At 61.2% G+C, this 19298-nt stretch carries 20 protein-coding genes and 2 pseudogenes; 8 read left to right on the top strand and 14 right to left on the bottom strand.

Going from position 1 to position 19298, the window contains the following annotated elements; translation table 11 throughout:
* Window positions 1–778: 778 nt before the first annotated feature.
* Window positions 779–1327 carry a YidB family protein gene (locus tag ACOZKU_RS24080; RefSeq protein ID WP_421580998.1) on the bottom strand — a complete coding sequence of 183 codons (549 nt, stop codon included), beginning with the start codon at window positions 1325–1327 and terminating at the stop codon, window positions 779–781.
* Between the two features lie 348 nt (window positions 1328–1675).
* Here ACOZKU_RS24080 and ACOZKU_RS24075 point away from each other — a divergent pair, with 348 nt between their 5' ends.
* The gene (locus tag ACOZKU_RS24075) at window positions 1676–1798 is read left to right on the top strand and encodes a hypothetical protein (RefSeq protein WP_421580997.1); all 123 of its coding nucleotides are present in this window, start codon (window positions 1676–1678) and stop codon (window positions 1796–1798) included.
* 23 nt (window positions 1799–1821) lie between these two features.
* Here the strand turns inward: ACOZKU_RS24075 and ACOZKU_RS24070 are convergent, their stop codons facing one another.
* Window positions 1822–2025, bottom strand: coding sequence for a cold-shock protein (locus ACOZKU_RS24070; RefSeq protein WP_112803963.1), 204 nt, complete (start codon window positions 2023–2025; stop codon window positions 1822–1824).
* Window positions 2026–2203: 178 nt separating this feature from the next.
* On the opposite strand from ACOZKU_RS24070, the gene ligD (ACOZKU_RS24065) reads away from it, so the two are divergent.
* Together ligD (ACOZKU_RS24065) and ACOZKU_RS24060 are read left to right on the top strand one after the other, a co-directional pair.
* Window positions 2204–4846, top strand: coding sequence for a DNA ligase D (gene ligD, locus ACOZKU_RS24065; RefSeq protein WP_421580996.1), 2643 nt, complete (start codon window positions 2204–2206; stop codon window positions 4844–4846).
* A gap of 32 nt (window positions 4847–4878) precedes the next feature.
* The gene (locus ACOZKU_RS24060; protein ID WP_421580995.1) at window positions 4879–5259 is read left to right on the top strand and encodes a DUF4112 domain-containing protein; all 381 of its coding nucleotides are present in this window, start codon (window positions 4879–4881) and stop codon (window positions 5257–5259) included.
* On the opposite strand, the gene ligD (ACOZKU_RS24055) is transcribed toward ACOZKU_RS24060, so the two are convergent.
* From ligD (ACOZKU_RS24055) to ACOZKU_RS24045, 3 genes are read right to left on the bottom strand one after another with little or no spacing between them, the layout of a single operon-like run.
* Window positions 5260–6315 (bottom strand): non-homologous end-joining DNA ligase, encoded by a 1056-nt coding sequence (gene ligD, locus ACOZKU_RS24055; protein ID WP_421580994.1) that lies wholly within the window; start codon window positions 6313–6315, stop codon window positions 5260–5262.
* 55 nt (window positions 6316–6370) lie between these two features.
* Complete coding sequence (locus ACOZKU_RS24050) at window positions 6371–7183, bottom strand: Ku protein (protein ID WP_421580993.1); 813 nt, start codon at window positions 7181–7183, stop codon at window positions 6371–6373.
* An 11-nt stretch (window positions 7184–7194) separates the two neighbouring features.
* Window positions 7195–8097 (bottom strand): Ku protein, encoded by a 903-nt coding sequence (locus tag ACOZKU_RS24045; RefSeq protein WP_421581049.1) that lies wholly within the window; start codon window positions 8095–8097, stop codon window positions 7195–7197.
* Window positions 8098–8299: 202 nt separating this feature from the next.
* Between ACOZKU_RS24045 and ACOZKU_RS24040 the strand changes: the two genes are divergently transcribed.
* Both ACOZKU_RS24040 and ACOZKU_RS24035 read left to right on the top strand, forming a co-directional pair.
* Complete coding sequence (locus ACOZKU_RS24040) at window positions 8300–8482, top strand: hypothetical protein (RefSeq protein ID WP_117371754.1); 183 nt, start codon at window positions 8300–8302, stop codon at window positions 8480–8482.
* Between the two features lie 31 nt (window positions 8483–8513).
* Entirely contained in the window at window positions 8514–9407 is an 894-nt protein-coding gene (locus ACOZKU_RS24035) for a hypothetical protein (protein WP_421580992.1), read from the top strand.
* A gap of 159 nt (window positions 9408–9566) precedes the next feature.
* Here ACOZKU_RS24035 and ACOZKU_RS24030 read toward each other — a convergent pair whose 3' ends face one another.
* The 4 genes from ACOZKU_RS24030 to ACOZKU_RS24015 all read right to left on the bottom strand — a co-directional run bounded on the left by ACOZKU_RS24030 (window position 9567) and on the right by ACOZKU_RS24015 (window position 11788).
* Window positions 9567–9728: a hypothetical protein gene (locus ACOZKU_RS24030; protein WP_421580991.1), complete on the bottom strand. Its 162-nt coding sequence runs from the start codon at window positions 9726–9728 to the stop codon at window positions 9567–9569.
* Window positions 9729–9883: 155 nt separating this feature from the next.
* A complete protein-coding gene (locus tag ACOZKU_RS24025; protein ID WP_421580990.1) occupies window positions 9884–10069 on the bottom strand; it encodes a hypothetical protein in 186 nt (61 codons plus the stop codon).
* Between the two features lie 709 nt (window positions 10070–10778).
* Window positions 10779–11036: a hypothetical protein gene (locus ACOZKU_RS24020; RefSeq protein ID WP_421580989.1), complete on the bottom strand. Its 258-nt coding sequence runs from the start codon at window positions 11034–11036 to the stop codon at window positions 10779–10781.
* Between the two features lie 161 nt (window positions 11037–11197).
* Window positions 11198–11788, bottom strand: a complete 591-nt coding sequence (locus ACOZKU_RS24015; protein WP_421580988.1) for an SOS response-associated peptidase — start codon at window positions 11786–11788, stop codon at window positions 11198–11200.
* 254 nt (window positions 11789–12042) lie between these two features.
* Between ACOZKU_RS24015 and ACOZKU_RS24010 the strand changes: the two are divergent.
* The 3 genes and pseudogenes from ACOZKU_RS24010 to ACOZKU_RS24000 all read left to right on the top strand — a co-directional run.
* A pseudogene (locus ACOZKU_RS24010) lies at window positions 12043–12173 on the top strand (transposase); the annotation flags it as partial.
* Between the two features lie 32 nt (window positions 12174–12205).
* A pseudogene (locus tag ACOZKU_RS24005) lies at window positions 12206–12358 on the top strand (hypothetical protein); the annotation flags it as partial.
* Between the two features lie 195 nt (window positions 12359–12553).
* Complete coding sequence (locus tag ACOZKU_RS24000) at window positions 12554–12742, top strand: Lrp/AsnC ligand binding domain-containing protein (RefSeq protein WP_421580987.1); 189 nt, start codon at window positions 12554–12556, stop codon at window positions 12740–12742.
* A gap of 66 nt (window positions 12743–12808) precedes the next feature.
* Here ACOZKU_RS24000 and ACOZKU_RS23995 read toward each other — a convergent pair whose 3' ends face one another.
* The 5 genes from ACOZKU_RS23995 to ACOZKU_RS23975 all read right to left on the bottom strand — a co-directional run bounded on the left by ACOZKU_RS23995 (window position 12809) and on the right by ACOZKU_RS23975 (window position 19298).
* On the bottom strand, window positions 12809–15211 hold the full coding sequence (locus ACOZKU_RS23995; protein WP_421580986.1) for a transketolase-like TK C-terminal-containing protein: 2403 nt from the start codon (window positions 15209–15211) through the stop codon (window positions 12809–12811).
* A 62-nt stretch (window positions 15212–15273) separates the two neighbouring features.
* Window positions 15274–15432 (bottom strand): hypothetical protein, encoded by a 159-nt coding sequence (locus ACOZKU_RS23990; protein WP_421580985.1) that lies wholly within the window; start codon window positions 15430–15432, stop codon window positions 15274–15276.
* Between the two features lie 11 nt (window positions 15433–15443).
* Entirely contained in the window at window positions 15444–16607 is a 1164-nt protein-coding gene (locus ACOZKU_RS23985; protein WP_421580984.1) for a transglycosylase SLT domain-containing protein, read from the bottom strand.
* Window positions 16600–19011 carry a VirB4 family type IV secretion/conjugal transfer ATPase gene (locus ACOZKU_RS23980; RefSeq protein ID WP_421580983.1) on the bottom strand — a complete coding sequence of 804 codons (2412 nt, stop codon included), beginning with the start codon at window positions 19009–19011 and terminating at the stop codon, window positions 16600–16602. Before ACOZKU_RS23980 ends, ACOZKU_RS23985 begins: the two co-directional genes overlap by 8 nt.
* Window positions 19008–19298 carry a type IV secretion system protein VirB3 gene (locus tag ACOZKU_RS23975; RefSeq protein ID WP_421580982.1) on the bottom strand — a complete coding sequence of 97 codons (291 nt, stop codon included), beginning with the start codon at window positions 19296–19298 and terminating at the stop codon, window positions 19008–19010. The genes ACOZKU_RS23980 and ACOZKU_RS23975 overlap by 4 nt, the downstream gene beginning before the upstream one ends.

Below are 19298 nucleotides of genomic sequence, written 5' to 3'. Positions count from 1 at the left end.
ATGGGTCCTGAACTTCTGAGAAGATGGAACTTTTTTGAGCCATCCCCGTTCAGGACACCGATTGAATGTAGAGCAACCCAGCTAGAGGGTATCATGAACAGAATTATCTACATCGTAGGCCTGATCGTCATCGTGATCGCCATCCTATCGTTCTTCGGGCTGCGCTGACCCCCCTACGATCGCTTCTCCGTAGTTGTCCCTGTCCGAAGATTCGAGACGAGCATCGAGGCGCTCGTTTTTTTCCTGCCGGCTTGCACCGTAGCTAATGCTGCGAAAGATAGGGCGAAGACTGACGGCACGATGCATGGTGTGAGCCCCAGAGGACTTCCGAACGGATGATCCGTTTTGGCCATTCTCGTCCAAGGTGACCCTCCACTCCCTGTCCGCCGTTGATGATAAAGCCCGCTACCACGGCCCGACCCGGGTTCCCTTCTCACGTGACGTCCTCCTGATTACACCTGACAACGACGGCCAGGCTCACTTTCGGCGTCCCTTCTTCTGGCGCGGAAAGGCGGCTGGATCGGTCCGGACACCCATTAGAGAATAGACGAAACCGCTCAGGTCAGCCGTCACCAAGCTGTGTTCAAGTCACCGTATCGAGCGCTTCCAAAAGCTCCAGCCCATTCACTTGCACGAGAGTCAGGGAAGGATCTTCGTTCAATCTAGTTGGATAATCTGCGCAGTTGAAGCCCGACAGGTTTCGACAGGATGTCCCCGAGGATAACCCAAAAAGGCATGCTATTGTATAGGCTCGCCTATTGGTTTCCCGCGGCTGTCTTCATACGATGGTAGGCCTAACCGACGGTACGGACGACGGTGCGACGGTTTCCTCCTCGTCGGACGGCAACTGACCATGCGGGGTCAGATCGTCAACGGCCGTCGGCAAATCGCGGCTGAGGCGGCTGAGGATTTCATCCGCCGACAATCCGGTCCGCGCGGAAAGATCATTGAGGATTTCAGGTCCGAGAACCTCGGATAGCTGCCTGTCGTCGATGGGCTTATTTTCGCCTGGTTGGACCCAAGAGTGCACGGTGTCGCCGTGGCCTTTTTCTTGGAATTCCTTGAGCAACTCGCCCAGTCCGCCAGCCAAGCCGCCGCCTCTAATCCCACCTCCGAAGAGACCGCCGAGCCCGCCCAAGCCCCCCTGCGAGCCGCCCCCGGTTAAACCACCGAGTAGATCTCCGAGGCCGCCAGTCTGCGGCCGGCCATCGGGACCGGGTTGCGAAGGCGCGCGCAGGCTCTTGAGCATCTCCGCGATCTTGTCACGGTTCTGATAGCCCGCCACAGCCAATACGCCCAATAGGGCTTTCAACGCATTGCTCGCCATGTCCAATCTCCACGAGGTCAAGTTGATAGCAAAGCCTCCGGGCAGCCGCTGACCTCGCTTCCGGCGGCGTGGTCACTAAACTGGAGATGGATGGGACATGTTCCCGCGAGACATCGGCATATGCTTTGCAACGGAGCGGCTCGAGGGATGGACTCTGGCCGTTCCGCATGCTGTTCTGAAGTTCGGAGGGACTGGGTATGGCGTATGAATGGGATCCCCGCCGCGCGAGGCGGGCACGCTTGATCAGGCTTGCGGCGGCAGTGGCGCTCAGCGCGTCGGCAATTACGGTGCCCGTCGCCGTGCTACTCGCAGCCGCGCCGACCACATTGGCATTGAAAGGCGGCGTCGATGACGCTGTTCGGTAAGCTTGCCGGTGAGGAGGGTGAGAGGTTTCGTCTGGCTCTGGCGGACTTCTTTGCCGACGAACGGGATCCGGTCACCCTCGACTTGCTCGGCGGCGGCATCGACTAGCCGCCGCCCTTTGCCTGGGTCGATCAGATTGCGCGAACGTTTTCCGCTTTCGACTTTCCGGTCTTGCGGTCCTGGCCCAGGTCATAGCTGACCTTCGAACCGTCGCGCAGCGGCCCGCCGGAGATCACGCCGGAGACATGGACAAAGACATCCTGCCCGCCATCGTCGGGCGTGATGAACCCAAAACCTTTGTCCTGATTGAAAAATTTGACCGTGCCCGTTGCCATGTCGTCCTCGTAAGTTGAACGGCGTTTCGCCAGCTGCGAGGATATTCGCCGGACGCGGCACGCGCAACTGAACATCGTGGCCGGCGCGCGGAACAAGAATCCTTTGCGCGGGGTTCTCGTTTTGACGCGGCGGGTCGTTCGACGGCTACCGGCAACGCGAGATGGATCGAGGTCGATTATGGCGGCTGACAAGCTCTCAAACTACAAGAATAAGCGGGATTTCAAGCAGACGCAGGAACCGAGCGGATCGACAGAAGTCAAGGCGTCGAACCGACTGCGCTTCGTCATCCAGAAGCATGATGCCACCCGGCTCCATTACGATCTCCGACTCGAACTCGACGGTGTCTTCAAATCCTGGGCGGTAACCAAGGGGCCGTCGCTCGATCCGAGCGACAAGCGTCTGGCCGTCGAGGTGGAAGACCATCCGCTCGACTATGGCGATTTTGAAGGCACTATCCCAAAAGGCCAGTACGGCGGTGGGACGGTCATGCTCTGGGATCGGGGCTATTGGGAGCCGGAGGGCAGCAAGTCGCCGGAGGAGGCGCTGAAGAAGGGCGACTTCAAGTTCGTGCTGCACGGCAAGCGGCTACACGGAAGCTTCGTGCTGGTTCGGATGCGTCACGACCGCGACGGCGGCAAGCGCACCAACTGGCTGCTGATCAAGCACCATGACGACCATTCCGTCGAGGAGAACGGCGCGGCCATTCTCGACGAGAACATGACCTCCGTCGCATCGGGGCGCACGATGGATCAGATCGCCGCCGGCAAGGGCCGCAAGCCGAGGCCATTCATGACGGCGAGCGGCGATGTCGAGGCAGATGCCGTCTGGGATAGCAAGCACGGCCTCGCCGCCGAGGAACGCAAGAAAAACCGGCCTGACAAAAAGGTTGCGACCTCCACGGCCGCCGACCTGCCCGAATTCATCCCGCCGCAGCTTTGCGAGACGCTGGAACGGCCGCCCGCCGGGGACAACTGGCTTCACGAGATCAAGTTCGACGGCTATCGCATCCAGATGCGGGTCGCCGACGGGAAGGCCACGCTGAAGACCCGCAAGGGCCTCGACTGGACCGCCAAATATCCCGAGATCGCCGAGGCTGCCACGTCGTTTCCCGACTGTATCATCGACGGCGAGATATGCGCCCTCGACGACAATGGCGCCCCTGACTTCGCCGCACTACAGGCGGCACTGTCGGAGAAGAACACCGGCAACCTCGTCTATTTCGCCTTCGACCTGTTGTTTGACGGTGGGGAGGATTTGCGGGAAAAACCGCTCACCGAGCGGAAATCGCGGCTGCAAGATCTTCTCGTAGATGCCACCGATGATCCACACCTGCGCTTCGTTGAGCATTTCGAGACCGGGGGCGATGCGGTGCTGCGTTCCGCCTGCAAACTTTCGCTGGAGGGTATCGTTTCCAAGCAGGCGGACGCGCCGTATCGATCCGGCCGCACCGACACCTGGGCGAAATCAAAATGCCGCGCCGGCCATGAGGTCGTGATCGGCGGCTACGCCAAGACGAACGGCAAATTCCGCTCCTTGCTTGTAGGCGTCAACCGCGGAAACCATTTCGTCTACGTTGGCCGGGTGGGAACGGGCTATGGCGCCAAGACCGTCGGGACGCTGCTGCCCAAGCTGAAAGCCGTGGAGACAGACACATCTCCCTTTACCGGGATCGGCGCGCCAAAGAGGGAGAAGGATGTCGTCTGGCTGAAACCCGAACTCGTCGCCGAGATCGAGTTCGCCGGCTGGACTGCGGACGGCCTTGTGCGCCAAGCCGCCTTCAAGGGCCTGCGGGAAGATAAACCGGCGGCGGAGGTCGAGGCCGAAAAACCGGCTTCGCCCGCGAAGACCGAGACACCAGAGCCGGCGGCCGTCGCAAAGGAGAAGCCCATCCGCCGCAAGGGCGCGAAAGCCGAGGTCATGGGCGTGCTCATCTCCAATCCGGACAAACCGCTCTGGCCGGACGCCGGCGATGATGAGCCGGTTACCAAGGAAGATCTCGCCCATTATCACGAGGCCGTCGGTTCCTGGCTGATCGATCACGTGAAGGGTCGTCCGTGTTCGATCATCCGCGCGCCCGACGGGATCGGCGGCGAGCAGTTCTTCCAGCGGCACGCCATGCCCGGCACGTCGAACCTCCTGGAACTGGTCAAGGTCTTCGGCGACAAGAAGCCGTATCTTCAGGTCGATCGCGTCGAAGGGCTGATCGCTATCGCCCAGATCGGTGGCATCGAACTGCATCCCTGGAACTGCGAGCCCGGCCAACCGGAAGTGCCGGGCCGCCTCGTCTTCGATCTGGATCCCGGCCCTGACGTGGATTTCTCCACGGTTGTCGCCGCCGCGCGCGAGATTCGCGACCGGCTGGACGATCTCGGTTTGATCAGCTTCTGCAAGACCACCGGCGGCAAAGGGCTGCATGTCGTCACACCGCTCGCCATCAACAAACGCAAGCCGCTGTCCTGGGCCGAGGCCAAGGGCTTTGCTCATGACGTCTGCCAAGAGATGGCCCGCGACAATCCGGACCTCTATCTGATCAAGATGACCAAGAGCCTGCGCGGCGGGCGGATTTTTCTCGACTACCTGCGCAACGATCGCATGGCGACCGCCGTGGCGCCACTTTCGCCGCGCGCGCGGCCCGGGGCCACCGTGTCGATGCCGCTCACCTGGACTCAGCTCAAATCCGATCTCGATCCGAAGCGCTTCACGATCCGCACAGTGCCTGCGCTGTTGAAGAAAATGACCGCCTGGGAAGATTATTGTGACGGGCAGCGTCCGCTGGAGCAGGCCATCAAGCGGCTCGGCAAGCAGAAGGCCGCTGCATGAGTGTGAGACAGGGCAGGGGATCGCGATCCGGCATGAAGCCTGACGTCCCAATCGATCACTTGATGCGTCTTCGCCGGATACGCGGCTTGGCCAAGTTGATGGATACGGCCTTGCGAATTCCGGGCACGGGCGTCTCGCTTGGCGCCGACTCCGTTCTTGGCCTTATCCCCGGCATCGGCGACTTCGGCGCCGCCGCTGTCAGCCTTTTCATCGTCAACGAGGCGCGCCGTCTCGGCGTCCCGAAGGAACTGCTCTTCAAGATGCTGCTCAATGTTGGCTTCGATACGGTTGCGGGAAGCGTGCCGGTGCTCGGCGACGTCTTCGACGTCTATTTTAAATCCAACCGGCGCAACTTGCAGCTCGTGCTCGATCACTTCGGACTCGATCACGCCGATCTCGACCGCAGGGCATGATCAGCCACTCTGGGAAATCGAGGCCATATCGAACACCGCGGCATTGTCCTGAACGTCGCGCAGCCCCTTGTATGAGGCATGGCGCAGGTTGCCGTCGTCGGTCCAGCCTCTAAACTCGATCTCGGCGATGAGCGTCGGCTGGGCGAAGACGTAGTTCTTGCCCTTTAGCGGCACGACCGGCTTTTGGGTCTTGAGCTTGTCGAGCGTCTTGCGCAGATATTCGGCGTCGGCGGCCTTGAAGCCCGTCCCGACCGAACCTACCGACACCCAGCCGTCGCCCTTGCGCGCCGCCATCATTAGGCTTCCAATGCCGCCGCGAGCGGATTCCGAAAACTCATAGCCGACGATTATGAAGCTCTCGCTCTGGATGCACTTGATCTTGATCCAGTCGCCGGTGCGGCCGGATCGATAAGGACGATCGCGATGTTTCGCGATGATGCCTTCAAGCCCCATCGTGCAGGCGTTTGCGAGTAGCGCGGCTCCGTCCCCATGGGCTTCTTCCGAGAGCTGCACCGCGCCGACCGACCCGTCGAGGAAGTCCTCAAGCAGATGCCTGCGAACGGCAAGCTCGGTCCTGGTCAGATCGTGGCCGTCGAAATAGAGCAGGTCGAAGGCAAAGAACACCGCTTCGGTCGAGGCGCGCTTGCCGCCGCGCCCGCCAAGCGAGCGCTGCAGCGCCCCGAAATCGGAATGCCCCGCCTTGTTGAGAACCACGGCCTCGCCATCGAGGATAGCGGTCCCCACCCCAAGTTTGCTGGCGGCATCAGCAATCTTCGGAAAGCGATGGGTCCAGTCGTGCCCGCCGCGCGTGATGATCCGCACGCCTTTCGGCTCGATATGGATCGCCAGGCGGTATCCGTCCCATTTGAGTTCGTAGAGCCAGTCAGGGCCTTCCGGCGGCGTCGGTCGGAGCAGGGCAAGACAGGGCTCGACGCGGTCAGGCATCGGATCAAACGGCAGGCTCGGCTGCTCGGGGTCGCGTTTGCGGATCGGACGGGACTGCAAGGTCTCGCGCGACTCGTCATACAGAGGAATGGCGGATCGGCGTTTTTTCATCGGTGCCCATTTCGCGTGCGACAGAGATCGAACATAGGTATCTTCCGTAACAGTTTCAGGATGCGCGCTTGCCTTTTTCGCCGGCGGCCAGGCTCTTGCGCAGCGCGTCCATGATATCGATCACATTGCCACCCGACGGACGTTCGTCGCCCTTGGTCTTCCCCTTCTTCGCCGGTCTCAGCGCCTTCTTCTTTTTGGCGATGATGTCGAGGAGAGCCTCCTGAACGGGATCGGTGACCAAGTCGGGCGTCCATTCGCTCGTGTGCTGCTTGATGAACGTCTGCACCAGCGGGACGAGATCTGGATCTGACCTGTCGTCGATATCCTCGAAGTAGTCTTTCTCCGGTCGCACTTCGTCACCGAAACGCAATGTCCAGACGACGATCCCTTCGCCGCGCGGTTCAAGCACGACGGCGCGCTCGCGCCGGCCGATCACAAGCCGCGAGACGCCATAGACCTTATCGGCCGCCATTGCATCGCGGATAACGGCGAAGGCCTCGTGGCCGACGGGATCGTCCGGGACCAGATAATGCGGCTTTTCCAGATAAATCCATTCGATGCTGTCGCGCGGAACGAATTTCTCGATGTCGATGGTCTTGACCGTGTCCAGCGCCACGGCGTCGAGATCGTCGTCGGTGAGGAGCACGTAGTCGTTCTCGCCGCGGGCATAACCCTTCACCTCATCGTCGTCCTTCACCGGTTTACGCGTGACCGCATCGACATATTGCGAGACCACGCGGTTGCCGGTCTGCCTGTTCAACGTGTGAAAGCGGACCTTCTCGCTCTCCGACGTCGCCGGCGACATCGAGACGGGGCAGGTGACGAGCGAGAGTTTTAGATAGCCTTTCCAGTAGGGACGTGGCGCCATGGTACCTCTCCTCAGCCCGCTTTACGATGCGCGGGTGCCGAACTGCGCGCCTTCGACGCCGCAGTCCGCGCCGCTAGCTTGCGACCGGTGCCCTTGTTCACGTTCCCAGCTGCGCGCTTCGGCTCGTCGTTGCCGGCCTTGAGCATCTTCGCGCTCTCGCGCAATGCCGCCAGCAAATCGTCGGGTTTCGAGACCTTGACCTCCTTGCGCTTTGGCAAGGCCTTGCCTTCGATCTTCGCCTTCACCAGCTCGGCGACCGCCGCTTCGTACCGATCGTCGAATTCGGCTGGATCGAATGAGCCCTTCTTCGTGGCAATGATATGCTTGGCGAGATCGAGCATCTCGCCCTTGATCTTCAGCTTCGGCATCTCCTCGAACGCCTTGTCCGAGGAGCGAACCTCGTAATCGTATTGCATGGTCGTGGCGATCAGCCCCTTGCCGTGCGTGCGGATCAAGACAGTGCGCATCCGGCGGAACAGGACGGTGCGTGCGACCGCAGCGACTTTGGATTTCTCCATGGCATCGCGCAGCGCGGTGAAGGCATCGGAAGAGACCCGGTCGGTCGGGACGAGATAATACGGCTTGTCGAAATAAACGTCGTCGACATCGGAGCAGGGGATGAAGGCTTCGACCGTTAGCGTCTTGTCGCTCTCCGGTATCGTGGCCGCGACCTCCTCGGGATCGATCATGATGTATTGGCCATTCTCGATCTCGAAGCCCTTGGTCTGGTCCTCGCGCTCGACCTCCTTGCCGGTGTCGCTGTCGACGAAGATCCGGTTGACCCGATTGCCCGTCTTTTTGTTGATCGTATGGAACGAGATGCGCTCGGAGGTGCTGGCGGCGGCGTAGAGACCGACGCCGCAGGCAACCTCGCCAAATTTGATGAAGCCTTTCCACTGAGCACGCTGGGCCATCTCGAAACTCCCGAACCGACGCAACCAAAGCGAGTCAAGCGAATCACTCGGGAATTTGTTCCGATTCAAAAATGAATCGGAAATCAATAACTTAGCGGCCGCGCGCCTCCCTCAATGCGAGTCTGCAATATGTCCTTGATTCGCTGCATCTTTCTTGCCCCTCCGTGCGTTCTTCCCGGCCACAACCGTAAAGGATATTGCAATGACCAAGCGTGAAACCATCGATACCGGAACAGACAAGCGCTATGTCCGCCGTGACGAGAAGGGTCAGTTCAAGGAAAGCGTCGATGTGGGCCGGTCCCTGTCTGCTGACCGCCGCCAGAAGGCGAAAACCGAGGCCAAGCCCGGCGAGGGCGATCGCGGCGATCGGCATACAAAGCACTGAGTGACTGCTACCGCGAGCACACGGTGATCGCATGGACGAGGAACGCGAGATCGGGCATAAGGCCGAAGAGGACGGCGAGCATGCCTCCGTCGCGTTCCCGTTCGACCGGATGACGGTGCAGCGGTTTCGCGAGACGTTCCCGCGCGCTCGCTGGAGCGACAGACGCAAGGCGTGGATGGTCCCTGGCAAGACGGCCCAACAGCGCATCGATCGCTGGATAGCGAGGGAGCAATCTCGTGTCGACCCCTATGCCGAAGCGAAGGGGAGGGACGCCTATGCCTTCGAGCCCATCCTCAGCCCCTATCTCAGCATCGACATGGACGGGTTTCGTTTAAGGACGCCCTATTCGCGCAAACTCGTCGAGGAAATCCGGCAAGTTCCCTTCGTCCGCTGGGACGGCGCCGAAAAGGCCTGGCGCGTGCCCTTTTCTTCATATGACGATCTTGTCGATCACTGGCGGGCCATTGAAGCGGAGGCGCAGCGCTGCGAGCCAGAGGAAAGGCGCAAGCGCGCCGAAGCGCGCAAAGGTACCGATTATGAAAGAATAGCCCGCCGCCGGGCAGCCGAGCGCATGCGAAGGCGCATCCCGCTTCCGGCCGAGGATCTGCCGCCACTGGGCAGAGCAATTGCAACGGAGACCTATGGCATCATCGTCTTGGACGACATCACCGGTGAACTCGTCGATCCAGGTGAGGTTAACGGTCTCTATCCTGAATATCCCGATGACCGCGTCTGGGGAGTTTGGCGCGTTCCCTCGCTCGAAGACCTGGTTCGTACGTGGCCGTCGAAGGTAGAGCCGGGGGAACATGAGCGTCAGCGGGGTTGGTGGATCCCCACCATCGAGGAACTGCGCGAGGCAAGGCGGTCGGCACGGTCACGGAAGAGACGAATGGTTGCGCAGCCTGATCCCACGCGGCCCGGGTGATCGCTTGCTATGACCGAAGCCTCCCTAGAGAAAAGCTCGGTCTTTCAGCCTAGAGCGAGGGAGCACACGCCGGGCCACGGGGCGAGCTTCACCGCGCCCCGCTGCAAATTCTGAGCCGAAGAAACGGCGTGTCCCGTTGGTGGAGCGCGCCGGTTTGCGTTAAACCGCTATGCGACGCGCGGCCTTGTCCGCCGCTTTGCGGTCATCGCCGTAGTGAGAAAGAATGCTCGTGGCATCCTCGACGGAAATCCGGTGCTTCTTTGCCAATGTCTTGGCATCATAATTCTGAGCGGACGCTGACGCGTCTTTCGATTGTGCCATGATGTTTTCCTAAGGATGGAGGTGAGGCATAAGCGCCAGGCGGCGCGCCTAAACCATTGACGTTATGTAGGTGTTCAGCCGCCACATAGCAATCAGTCGGTACCCGGCGGGCTACTACCCGCCGGGTACCGACTTCGCGGCCAAAGCATGCGGGCTCACAAACCCGCTTCATCGTCCCAGATATTGAGAGCTTCGCAGCGAAGTGGCTTTTTCGCCTCGGAAAAACGTCCCACCGCGCCTTCTACAAGGCGCGCGATATCGCGGGCTTTCCTGCGTTCAAACGAGGTACCGTAATCGAGGTTCTCGGCTGCCCGTGGCGCTTTAAAGGGCAGGATTACCATAGCCACCCCTCTGTGAGGACGTAAACGACCATGATCAAGCTGGCTCCAACCGCGAAGTGGGAGGCCATCTCGGTGATCATTTGACGGTTCTGGAAGGGGTAGATCGTGGAAGACATGTCGTCCTCCTTCATTTGGGGCCAGGGTAGCCAGCCCTCAAACAGCAGCGCCCGTAATGATAGCTGCTGGAACAACCACCTTGCGCGCTTATGCCGGCATTAGCAATGGATCAAATGGTCAATCTACAGGAGGCGCCGCCGGAGCCCGGCCTCGGTTCTGAACGTCCGATGAATTTCGAGTTGTCTATGTTGGGGCCGCGGCGGCTGACGCGGCGCGTCCGGTGATCGGTTTCCAGAAGGACGACTAACCCTAAGTGGATCGTTTGCCCGGTCAGGGTCTTCGGCGTACGCCAACGTCCTGCGTGATCCTGACATTGTAGAGGTTGCACATCGGGTGCCTCTCACATGAAGAACCGGACAAGCTGGATAAGCTGGAGGACGACGGAACCCGCGACCGCAAAGAACAGCACCCCCATGAAGACCCAGAATGCCCCGCTCTAAACATGCTGATCCTCCTAGTCCAGAGCAGGATAGGATCAGGATAGTCCGGCCGGCAAGATAGGTCATCTTGCTGGCTGGCTCTTTGTGGCTTTCAGGGACACCTTCCGGGTCGCGCGGCTGACGTTTCTCCTTAAGGACTGGAATACTTGCGCTCAGAACGGCGCCAACGAGAAGCTCGTTCGCGGGCGAACTTCGCTTGGGTCGTCTGCCGGATCGGGATCTTCATTGTAGGCCATTGCCTGGCGATCTGCGGCGCGCTTGACCGCCTCAAATGCCGCCTCGGGCGGCCAACCAGCGCCGATGGCTTGATCGACAAGGTCGCGCACTGCGCCGTCAATTGCCTGCGCGCATTCCAGCGCGACATCAGTTCCGGTTGTCGGATGCTGTGACGGAGGAATTTTTGCGTTCATGAGGCTCTCCTGTATGGCTCCAAGACGATATCCCCACTGAGGAGCGGGCGGCGATCTAGCATCCGATGGCGGAGAAATGCCTAGAGGGGCAGGTTCGTTCCGGTTTTTTGGTATGCCACGCGCCGTGTATGGGCGAACCTAATTGAACATAAGGAAGGGGATCAACCGATCTGCTCCACCGAAAGGGATCCGGCCGGCAGCGGCTTGATGAGAGGCTTAGCGGACACCGAGGGATCGAGCCAATCGGCCCAGCTTTCGCGCTCGAGGATGACGATCTGGCGGTCGTGATAGGGCGCGATGTCTGGCCCTGGCTCCATCGTGAGCATGGTGTAAGCCTCACCAACATTCTCTGTATCACGCCATATGCCGGCAATCGCAAAGATCGGCTCGTCCACTTTCCGGAACAGCCACTTGTCCTTGCGTTTCTTTTTCGGGTCAGCGGGTGTCGTGAACTCGTAGAAGCCATCGGCGACAATGAGGCATCGGTTGGAGGTGAACTCGCGGCCTTCGGAGCGAAAGTTGTAGACCGGCTTTCTGGTCGGGCTCGGCCAACTCCACCGCCGTTGGACAAGTTCGCCGACGTCGCGCTCGCCTTCTATCGTCCGCACAATCGGCGCATGATCGGTGATCTTAATATCTTCGCGCGCCTCGATGTTGGGACGCCCCTCGGGAAAGCGGATCTTGATCTTCAGGTGCTCGAACTCCTCGATGACCGAGGCCAGTTCGACCATCAGGCGATAATCGTTGCACATGGCTCCTCCGAATGACCGACAATTTCCGCGCGTCGCGGCGCGCTGCGTTTGCAATGTAAAGCGCCGCATCCGGATTTCGACTACACACTGGGGCGCGGCTAGATTTGCAACGCCAATTGGTCCGCCGCAGTTTCCTCGTCGTCAATGAAAAGACGATATCGTGACGCCGAGCAGGCGTATGCCCTTGGGCGCTGGGAACAACGGCTCAAGGAGCAATTGTGCGATAGCTTCAAGATCATCAAGGCGCTTTATTCCAGCGCCACAAGGTCGAGAACCTCTTCGCCAGGCTCAAGGACTGGCGGCGCATGGCTACGCGCTACGACCGATGCGCCCACACATTTTTTCAGCTATCTGCATTGCAGCAGCCGACATCTTCTGCTTATGAGCAACGAGTAGTCAGCCTACAGAGCGCGACTTTCAAGCAATGTTTCCGCCAGCTTCGTACGAGGCATATACCATGGAGAGCTTATCGCCGAACTCGGCGCAGGCTTCCTTTGCGGCGCTTTCGGTCTAACGCCCGAGCCACGTTTCGATCACGCCCAGTATCGCTTGGTTCTCATATTTCATTGATGTCTATTTCTGCATCATTTCTACTCTTTGATGTCGTTTATGATATCAAAGACTCATCGTTCTTCAAGACGATGCTTTATGCTGCATCAAGATCGAACTATGATGTCTTATAATGCATCGCGCATAGCCTGAAATTCAAAGATCGCATATCAGCGGAAAGCAAAAGCATTCGCCGCACCATTTTGGTGCGAAGGGTTGTCCTGCTGCGACGTCATCACCGGCGATACGGATATCCTCGCCTGCATCACCGTCGCCGACACGGACGAGTTCCGCGAGGTGACCCGCGAATTCATGCGCCGTTGCCCGATCATCAAGACCTATCGGTCGATTACGGTGGCGCAGCGCGTGAAGCTCAATCCTCTCTATCTCTTCGACGAGACCTGATCGTCGTGAAACGAAAAGGGCGGCGCCATCGACACCGCCCTTTTTGATCGCTGTTTTCCGGCGGTATCAGCCGGTGCTGGCCCGCAGCGGGCCGGCATCCCGTCGCGCGACGGCATCCGCCGCCTCGATGATCGCCTGGGTATCGATGCCGAAATGGGCATAGAGATCGTCGATGGTGCCGGTCTGGCCGAAGTGCTCGACGCCGAGCGAGATCGTCTTGTGGCCTTCCACGGATCCCAGCCAGCCGAGCGTTGCCGGGTGCCCGTCGGTGACGGTAATCAGGCTGGCACTGCGCGAGACGGTGTTAAGCAGCGCCTCGATATGGCTGCGGGCGGTGGTGTCGCCCTGCCGGCGGGCGCGCTGCGCCGCCGTCCAGCCGGCATTCAGACGGTCGGCGGAGGTGACGGCGAGTACGGCGATATCGCCGTGGCGCTCGGCCAGCCTTCCGGCCGCCATCAGCACTTCCGGCGCGACGCAGCCCTGATAGGCAAGCACGATGCGGGTGCGGGCGGAGGGCGCGCGCAACCAGTAGGCGCCGTCGATCACGCCCTGCCGGAACACAGGATCCTCACGGCGCAGCGCGATCTGCTCCAGCGGCCGCGTCGTCAGACGTAGATAGACCGAGCCGCCGGTGCCGTCGCGCAACCAGGTGCGCGTGTCATGCGTGCCTTCGCCGTCGCGCTGCATGTAGTCGAAGGACCAGTCCATGATGACGGACAGCTCGTCGAGATAGGCGGGCTCGAAACTCGCCAGACCGTCCTGGCTCATGCCGATCAGCTGCGAGCCGATGGACTGGTGAGCGCCGCCCTCCGGCGCCAGCGTCACGCCTGAGGGCGTGCCGACGATCATGAAGCGCGCATCCTGGTAGCAGGCATAGTTCAACGCATCGAGGCCGCGCGCCACGAAGGGATCGTAGACGGTGCCGATCGGCAGCAGGCGCTCGCCGAACAGCGAATGTGACAGGCCGGCGGCGCCGAGCAGCAGGAAGAGGTTCATTTCGGCAATGCCAAGCTCGATATGCTGGCCGGCCGGGCCGAATTCCCATTTTTGGACCGAGGGCACCTGTTCGTCGCGGAACGTATCGGCCTGCCGCTCTCGGGCGAAGAGGCCGCGCCGGTTGACCCAGGGGCCGAGATTGGTTGAGACCGTGACGTCCGGCGCGGTGGTGACGATGCGTGCCGAAAGGGCGTCGTCGCGTTTTGCCAGCGCATCGAGAACCTTGCCGAAACCGGCCTGGGTCGACAATTCGCGATCGTCGAGAAAGACGGGACCTGATGATGGCAGGGCCGGGGAGGAGAATCGCCGGGTGCCCTTGGCGAAGAACGGCACGGTCTTCAGGAATGCCCGCACCGGTTCGGGTGAGGATACCGCGCCGAACGTCTCCCATTCCCGGCCGGGCGTGACGCCGACGCGGCTCTGGAACAGTTCCATCTGCGCCTTGGTCATCAGGCCGGCATGGTTGTCCTTGTGACCGGCAAGCGGCGTGCCCCAACCCTTGATCGTATAGGCGACGAAGACGGTCGGCCGGTCGTGATCGATGCCCTCGAAGGTGCGGATCAGCGTTTCCAGGCAATGCCCGCCGAGATTGTTCATGAGGTCGGAAAGCGCCTCGTCGCTACGGGCGGAGAGCAGGCCGGCAACACCCGGTTCATGGCCGATCTCGTCGGTCAGCCGCTTGCGCCAGGCAGCCCCCCCTTGGAAGGTCAGTGCCGAATAGAGCTGGTTCGGGCAGCGGTCGATCCAGTCGCGCAATGCGGCCCCGCCCGGCTCCCGGAAGGCCGCCTCCTGGAGGGCGCCGTATTTCAGCACCTTCACGTCCCAGCCGAAGGCGGTGAATATGCCCTCGATGCGCTGCCAGAGGCCTTCGCGCACCACGCCGTCGAGGCTTTGCCTGTTATAGTCGATCACCCACCAGGTGTTGCGCAGGTCGTGTTTCCAACCCTCCTGAAGACATTCGTAGATGTTGCCCTCGTCGAGTTCGGCGTCGCCGACCAGCGCGATCATCCGCCCCTGCGGTCGGTCCTTCGACCAGGCTTTGGCGGCGATGTAGTCCTGCACGATGGAGGCGAAGGCGGTGATCGCCACGCCCAGTCCGACAGAGCCGGTGGAGAAATCGACGTCGTCGATATCCTTGGTGCGGCTCGGATAGGATTGCGCGCCGCCGAAGCCGCGGAAATTCTCCAGCTTCTCGCGCGTCTGGTTGCCCATGAGATACTGGATGCCGTGGAAGACCGGCGAGGCATGCGGCTTGACGGCGACACGGTCTTCCGGCCTGAGCACATAGAAATAAAGCGCGGTCATGATGGAGGCGAGCGATGCCGACGAGGCCTGATGACCGCCGACCTTCACCTCGCCCTTTTCGCGCAGATGGTTGGCATTGTGGATCATCCAGCAGGCATGCCACAGAACCTGCCGTTCCAGTTCCTTAAGGCGGGCCAGGGTTTCTGGCGTCAAAGCCGGTTCCAGCATCAGCGTCTCCTCCTCAATGCATCGGAAGGCAAATTAGCGGGGCTTTCCGGAAAAATCTGATCTCAGTTGACGAGAAGCGTGGTGTTGGTCTTCATGATCTCGCCGGTGTTCTCGGCATTCTTCTTGGCGATGGCGAGATTGGTGTTGTCGATCACCGGAATGTCCGCGAGCGCCGGCGTCGAGAAGACAAGGGCGGCGGTGACAACGAGAAGCTTGTTCATGGGGAACCCTCTTAATCGGCCGCGTTGGCGGCGTTCTGGATGGATGAGAGATTGTCACTGACCGAGCGATCCGAGCCGCCGGACGAGAAGATTTCGCTGTCGGCGTCGGTGGCCGCGATGATCGCGCAACGCGGCCAATCCTCGCGCGGCACCTTCACCGCCTCCAGGATTACCGGATCGCAGCTATAGGGATTGACCTTGCTATCGGACTTCAGGGTCTTGGCGGTCTCGGACGTTTTCGAAAGCCGCATCTGCATGCGCGCCTGCAGCAGCTCGTTGAACAGGTTGCGGGCGGTGATCAGGTTGTTCAGAAGCTCGGCATTGACGGCGCGCGCCTGCGTGTTGTCGTCCCAGGCATCCTGATAGATCTCGGAGGCACCGACGGAGCCCGACAGCGCATCGATGCGCCGGCCCGCCTCCTGAACGCGCGCCGCGCTCGCGTCGATCCCGGAAACGGCCCGGTCGACCGCGCCGGTCGCAGCGCTGTTCGAGCTGCGCGTCGCGCCCGAGCCATAGTCGACATAGGATTTATACGAGGGCGAGGAGATATCCTCGATGTTCGAGCCGCCAGCGTAGCTGTTGAACCAGGCGTGGTTCCGGCCAACCTTTCCGGCCCAATTGTTTTGCTCGGCCGCGGTCGATCCGTTGTACCAGGACGCAAGGCAGGCATAGTCGGTGCTGCCGCATTTGTTGACGCCCATGCCGAGATATTTGACGCCGCCCTCGATGTTCTCCTCGTTGATGTCGCGGTCGAAGCCCATGCCCTTACCGGTCCGCTTCGTCAGCTGCATCACGCCCTTGACGCCGGTGGGCGAACCCGAGCACGTCGAAATCCCGGACTCGGCATGAGCGACTGCCAATGCGAGGCCGACGGGCACATTGTGCTTCTCGGCATAGTGCTTGATCAACTCGACGTTATCGGCATCCTCGTTCACGGCCCGTGCCGGCGAACGATAGAGACGCCGGTTCTTTTCCTTCCGTGAGATGTTGCAGTTGGTGATCTCCTGCTTTTCGAACTGGCCGGACTGCGTTTGCGTATCCTTCTTCGAGTGCGCCTCGTCCTCGGCACGCTTGTCCACCACATCGTCGTCTTTGACCGGAATATCTGCGAACGCCGGCGGCGTCGGCGCTCCGGCCATTGTCGCGGACAGGAGGAGAATGATCGCTCTACGCATCGGTCACCTCCGGGATTGTCCAGCCGCAGAAATGGGGGAGCCACGCCTCCGGCGCATCGCCGTAGGTCTCGCGCAGCACCTGGCACTCGCGCACCGTCTCCGGCCGCCCGGAGAGCACCTTCACCAGATCGGGCATCGCAGAGAGGTCGAGCCTGGCGATGATCGAATCCTGCGCATGCTTGATGAGAAAGGTACGGCTGGCCTTGTCGGCCTGTTTAACGAACCGGAACTCTTTCTCCGACAGGCCGAACGCGTTGCGGTAGCTTTCCTCGTCGGCGGAGGCATTGGGGAAGAAGATGTTGGTCATCGTCTGCTCGATGATCGTGTTGCGCAGGTCGGAGCGCACGACGTCGGCCGCCGATTGCGTGCCAAACCCGACGACGCCGTTCATCTTGCGGATGGTTTTGAGCCAGTCCTTGATGAAGCCCGAGAACACCTCGTCATCGAGCAGCCGCCAGCCCTCGTCGAGAAAGATCATCGAGGGACGGCCATCGAGGATCTCCTCGATGCGGTGAAACATGTATAGCAGCGCCGCCGAACGGGTACGCTTGTCGGAGAGGATCGCCGTCATGTCGAAGCCGATGACGGAGCCGGCGAAGTCGAGCTGGTCCGTGGCGTTGTTGAACAGCCAGCCCTTGTCGCCCGTGGTCCATTCCTTCAGCCGGTCGGCCAGATCGCCGATCCCCGACCGCATCCGCCCGCGCATCGCCTCGGCCAGCATGTCGAGCCGGCGCTGCGACCGCTCGAAATCCGTATAGATGCTGTCGACCGCATCGGAGATGACCGCCATCTCCTCGGCATTGAGCACCCGGTCCGAAGGAGTGACGAGATAGGAGACCAGGGTCTTGCCAAAGCTCCGGTTGGCGGGGGTGTCCTCGAGCTGCAACGGCGCGAAGCCGGTCGGTTCTCCCGGCGATAGCCGCTCATACCGGCCTCCCATGGCGCGGACGAAAATCTCGCCGCCGCGGTCTTTGTCGATGAACACGCAGCGCGGCCGTGGCTCGACGCGCATCCCCTGGGCGAGCAGGAAGGAGAGGGTGACGGTCTTGCCCGATCCGGTCGGGCCGATGACGGTGAAGTTGCCGACATCCGCCTCATGAAAATTGAAGAAGTAGGCCGTCTGACTGGTCGTCTCCAGGAGCGAGATCGGCAGTCCCCAGTGGACTTTGTGTGCCTGGCCGGACGGAAAATTATGCGCGGAAAACAGGCCGGCGAAGTTCACCGACGAGATCAGTCCCTGCCGGGCAATATAGGAAAAATTCGTCGGCAATTGCGCCCACCATGCCGCTTCCTGATTGAGGTCTTCGCGCACAGCGACGACGCCCATGCGCGCCAGTTCGGCGGTGACGTCGGCCACGGCCCGGTTCAGCCGAGATAGGTCGCGCTCGAGGACCGCGACGGTCATATGGTGCTTGCCGAACACCACCTCGCCGGATGCCAGCCGATCACGCGCCGTCTCGATATCGTCCTCGACGGCCGTGCCGCCATCGTCGGAATTGGAGATTTGCCGGGTGATCGTGGCGATCGCCTCTGTGACCGTGGTGCGGTCTTCCGGCGCAAAGGAATGGGTGAGAATGAACTCGTAGGGGAGACGCAGCAGACCGTCGAGCTGGCCGGGCGTTGTCATCGGCGGGTATTCCTTGATCGACACCATGGCGGCGACCTTCGACGTCGCACCGTTGGCCGACCACACCTCCGTCGCCTTGCGGCCGAACATGATGCGACCGGTTCCGACATAGTCGGCAAGCGACATGCGGGGCAGGGGCATCACCCGTACCTCGCCGGCGGCGAGGATTTTCGCGAAGAATTCGGCCGGTTCGGAATAGAGAGCGCCATCGCGGGTGACGCAGGAGAGTATCTCCGGGCGATAGGTGCGGAAATCGCCGACAATGCCCGAGACCATATCCTTGAGATCGCGGAGGGCCTCCCCCCTGGCCTCGATCTCGTTGTCCGCCATCCGGAACATGTCGAACATCCGGTCGACCTTGCCGGCGCGGCCGGTCATCGGGCGTCGGATCACCGTCAGGTACAGTTCGTTCACGAACATCGTCCGGTGCCGCAGGCCGTCCATGTAGCGGGCGTTCAGCTCGTCGGCGAACGGATTGTCGAATTCGCCATCGATGGCGGGTGCGATCTTGCGCCGGATAATGGTGGCATAGAGCGCGAAGCGTGATGAGCCGAGCGAACGAACCGTCATGTTGCGGTTGGCAAGACGCGCGTTAATCTCCGCCTGGTCCATGGTCTGGTAGGGCAGGCCGGAAAGCCGGATTACCTGCAGCAGCAGCCCGGACTTTGTGACAATGGTCTCCTCATCGACATGGCGAAGGTAGGGAACGTGCGTGCCGATCCCCAGATCGCGGGCGCGCTCGCGCCCGAATTTAAGATCGTGATCGACGATGTTCATGGGGCATAGCTCCCCGCTTTCCAGAAGCGCCGGTTGCCGATCGCGCGGCGCATCGAAAGAAACACCTCCGCCACGCGAACGATGTGGATATCCCGCTGACAGAGGTAGAGCCCGATGAAATGGACCGGCAGAACGGCTAGTGGCGCCAGAAAGCTCGAGGATGCGATGAAGAGCACGATCCCGAAGATGCCGTTCACCACGAACACGATGATGTCCACCCCGAAATATGTCGGCGGCCGGGTCAGCGGCTGGATGAGCGGTTCGACATCGGGCGCATCGTCACGCAT

The sequence above is a fragment of the Shinella sp. M31 genome (assembly GCF_049199205.1).
Classification (GTDB): domain Bacteria; phylum Pseudomonadota; class Alphaproteobacteria; order Rhizobiales; family Rhizobiaceae; genus Shinella.
This window is presented reverse-complemented; position numbering and strand designations above follow the sequence as displayed.

Bases quoted from the DNA above. Each gene is read 5' to 3' on its own strand.
- ACOZKU_RS23980 (WP_421580983.1), bottom strand. From the start codon at position 19,011: ATGAACATCGTCGATCACGATCTTAAATTCGGGCGCGAGCGCGCCCGC.
- ACOZKU_RS24040 (WP_117371754.1), top strand. From the start codon at position 8,300: ATGACCAAGCGTGAAACCATCGATACCGGAACAGACAAGCGCTATGTC.
- ACOZKU_RS24030 (WP_421580991.1), bottom strand. From the start codon at position 9,728: ATGGCACAATCGAAAGACGCGTCAGCGTCCGCTCAGAATTATGATGCC.
- ACOZKU_RS24075 (WP_421580997.1), top strand. From the start codon at position 1,676: ATGACGCTGTTCGGTAAGCTTGCCGGTGAGGAGGGTGAGAGGTTTCGT.
- ACOZKU_RS23995 (WP_421580986.1), bottom strand. From the start codon at position 15,211: ATGCTGGAACCGGCTTTGACGCCAGAAACCCTGGCCCGCCTTAAGGAA.
- ligD (WP_421580994.1), bottom strand. From the start codon at position 6,315: ATGAAAAAACGCCGATCCGCCATTCCTCTGTATGACGAGTCGCGCGAG.
- ACOZKU_RS24060 (WP_421580995.1), top strand. From the start codon at position 4,879: ATGAAGCCTGACGTCCCAATCGATCACTTGATGCGTCTTCGCCGGATA.
- ACOZKU_RS23975 (WP_421580982.1), bottom strand. From the start codon at position 19,298: ATGCGTGACGATGCGCCCGATGTCGAACCGCTCATCCAGCCGCTGACC.
- ACOZKU_RS24050 (WP_421580993.1), bottom strand. From the start codon at position 7,183: ATGGCGCCACGTCCCTACTGGAAAGGCTATCTAAAACTCTCGCTCGTC.
- ACOZKU_RS23985 (WP_421580984.1), bottom strand. From the start codon at position 16,607: ATGCGTAGAGCGATCATTCTCCTCCTGTCCGCGACAATGGCCGGAGCG.
- ACOZKU_RS23990 (WP_421580985.1), bottom strand. From the start codon at position 15,432: ATGAACAAGCTTCTCGTTGTCACCGCCGCCCTTGTCTTCTCGACGCCG.
- ACOZKU_RS24080 (WP_421580998.1), bottom strand. From the start codon at position 1,327: ATGGCGAGCAATGCGTTGAAAGCCCTATTGGGCGTATTGGCTGTGGCG.
- ligD (WP_421580996.1), top strand. From the start codon at position 2,204: ATGGCGGCTGACAAGCTCTCAAACTACAAGAATAAGCGGGATTTCAAG.
- ACOZKU_RS24045 (WP_421581049.1), bottom strand. From the start codon at position 8,097: ATGGCCCAGCGTGCTCAGTGGAAAGGCTTCATCAAATTTGGCGAGGTT.
- ACOZKU_RS24070 (WP_112803963.1), bottom strand. From the start codon at position 2,025: ATGGCAACGGGCACGGTCAAATTTTTCAATCAGGACAAAGGTTTTGGG.
- ACOZKU_RS24015 (WP_421580988.1), bottom strand. From the start codon at position 11,788: ATGTGCAACGATTATCGCCTGATGGTCGAACTGGCCTCGGTCATCGAG.
- ACOZKU_RS24025 (WP_421580990.1), bottom strand. From the start codon at position 10,069: ATGGTAATCCTGCCCTTTAAAGCGCCACGGGCAGCCGAGAACCTCGAT.
- ACOZKU_RS24035 (WP_421580992.1), top strand. From the start codon at position 8,514: ATGGACGAGGAACGCGAGATCGGGCATAAGGCCGAAGAGGACGGCGAG.
- ACOZKU_RS24020 (WP_421580989.1), bottom strand. From the start codon at position 11,036: ATGAACGCAAAAATTCCTCCGTCACAGCATCCGACAACCGGAACTGAT.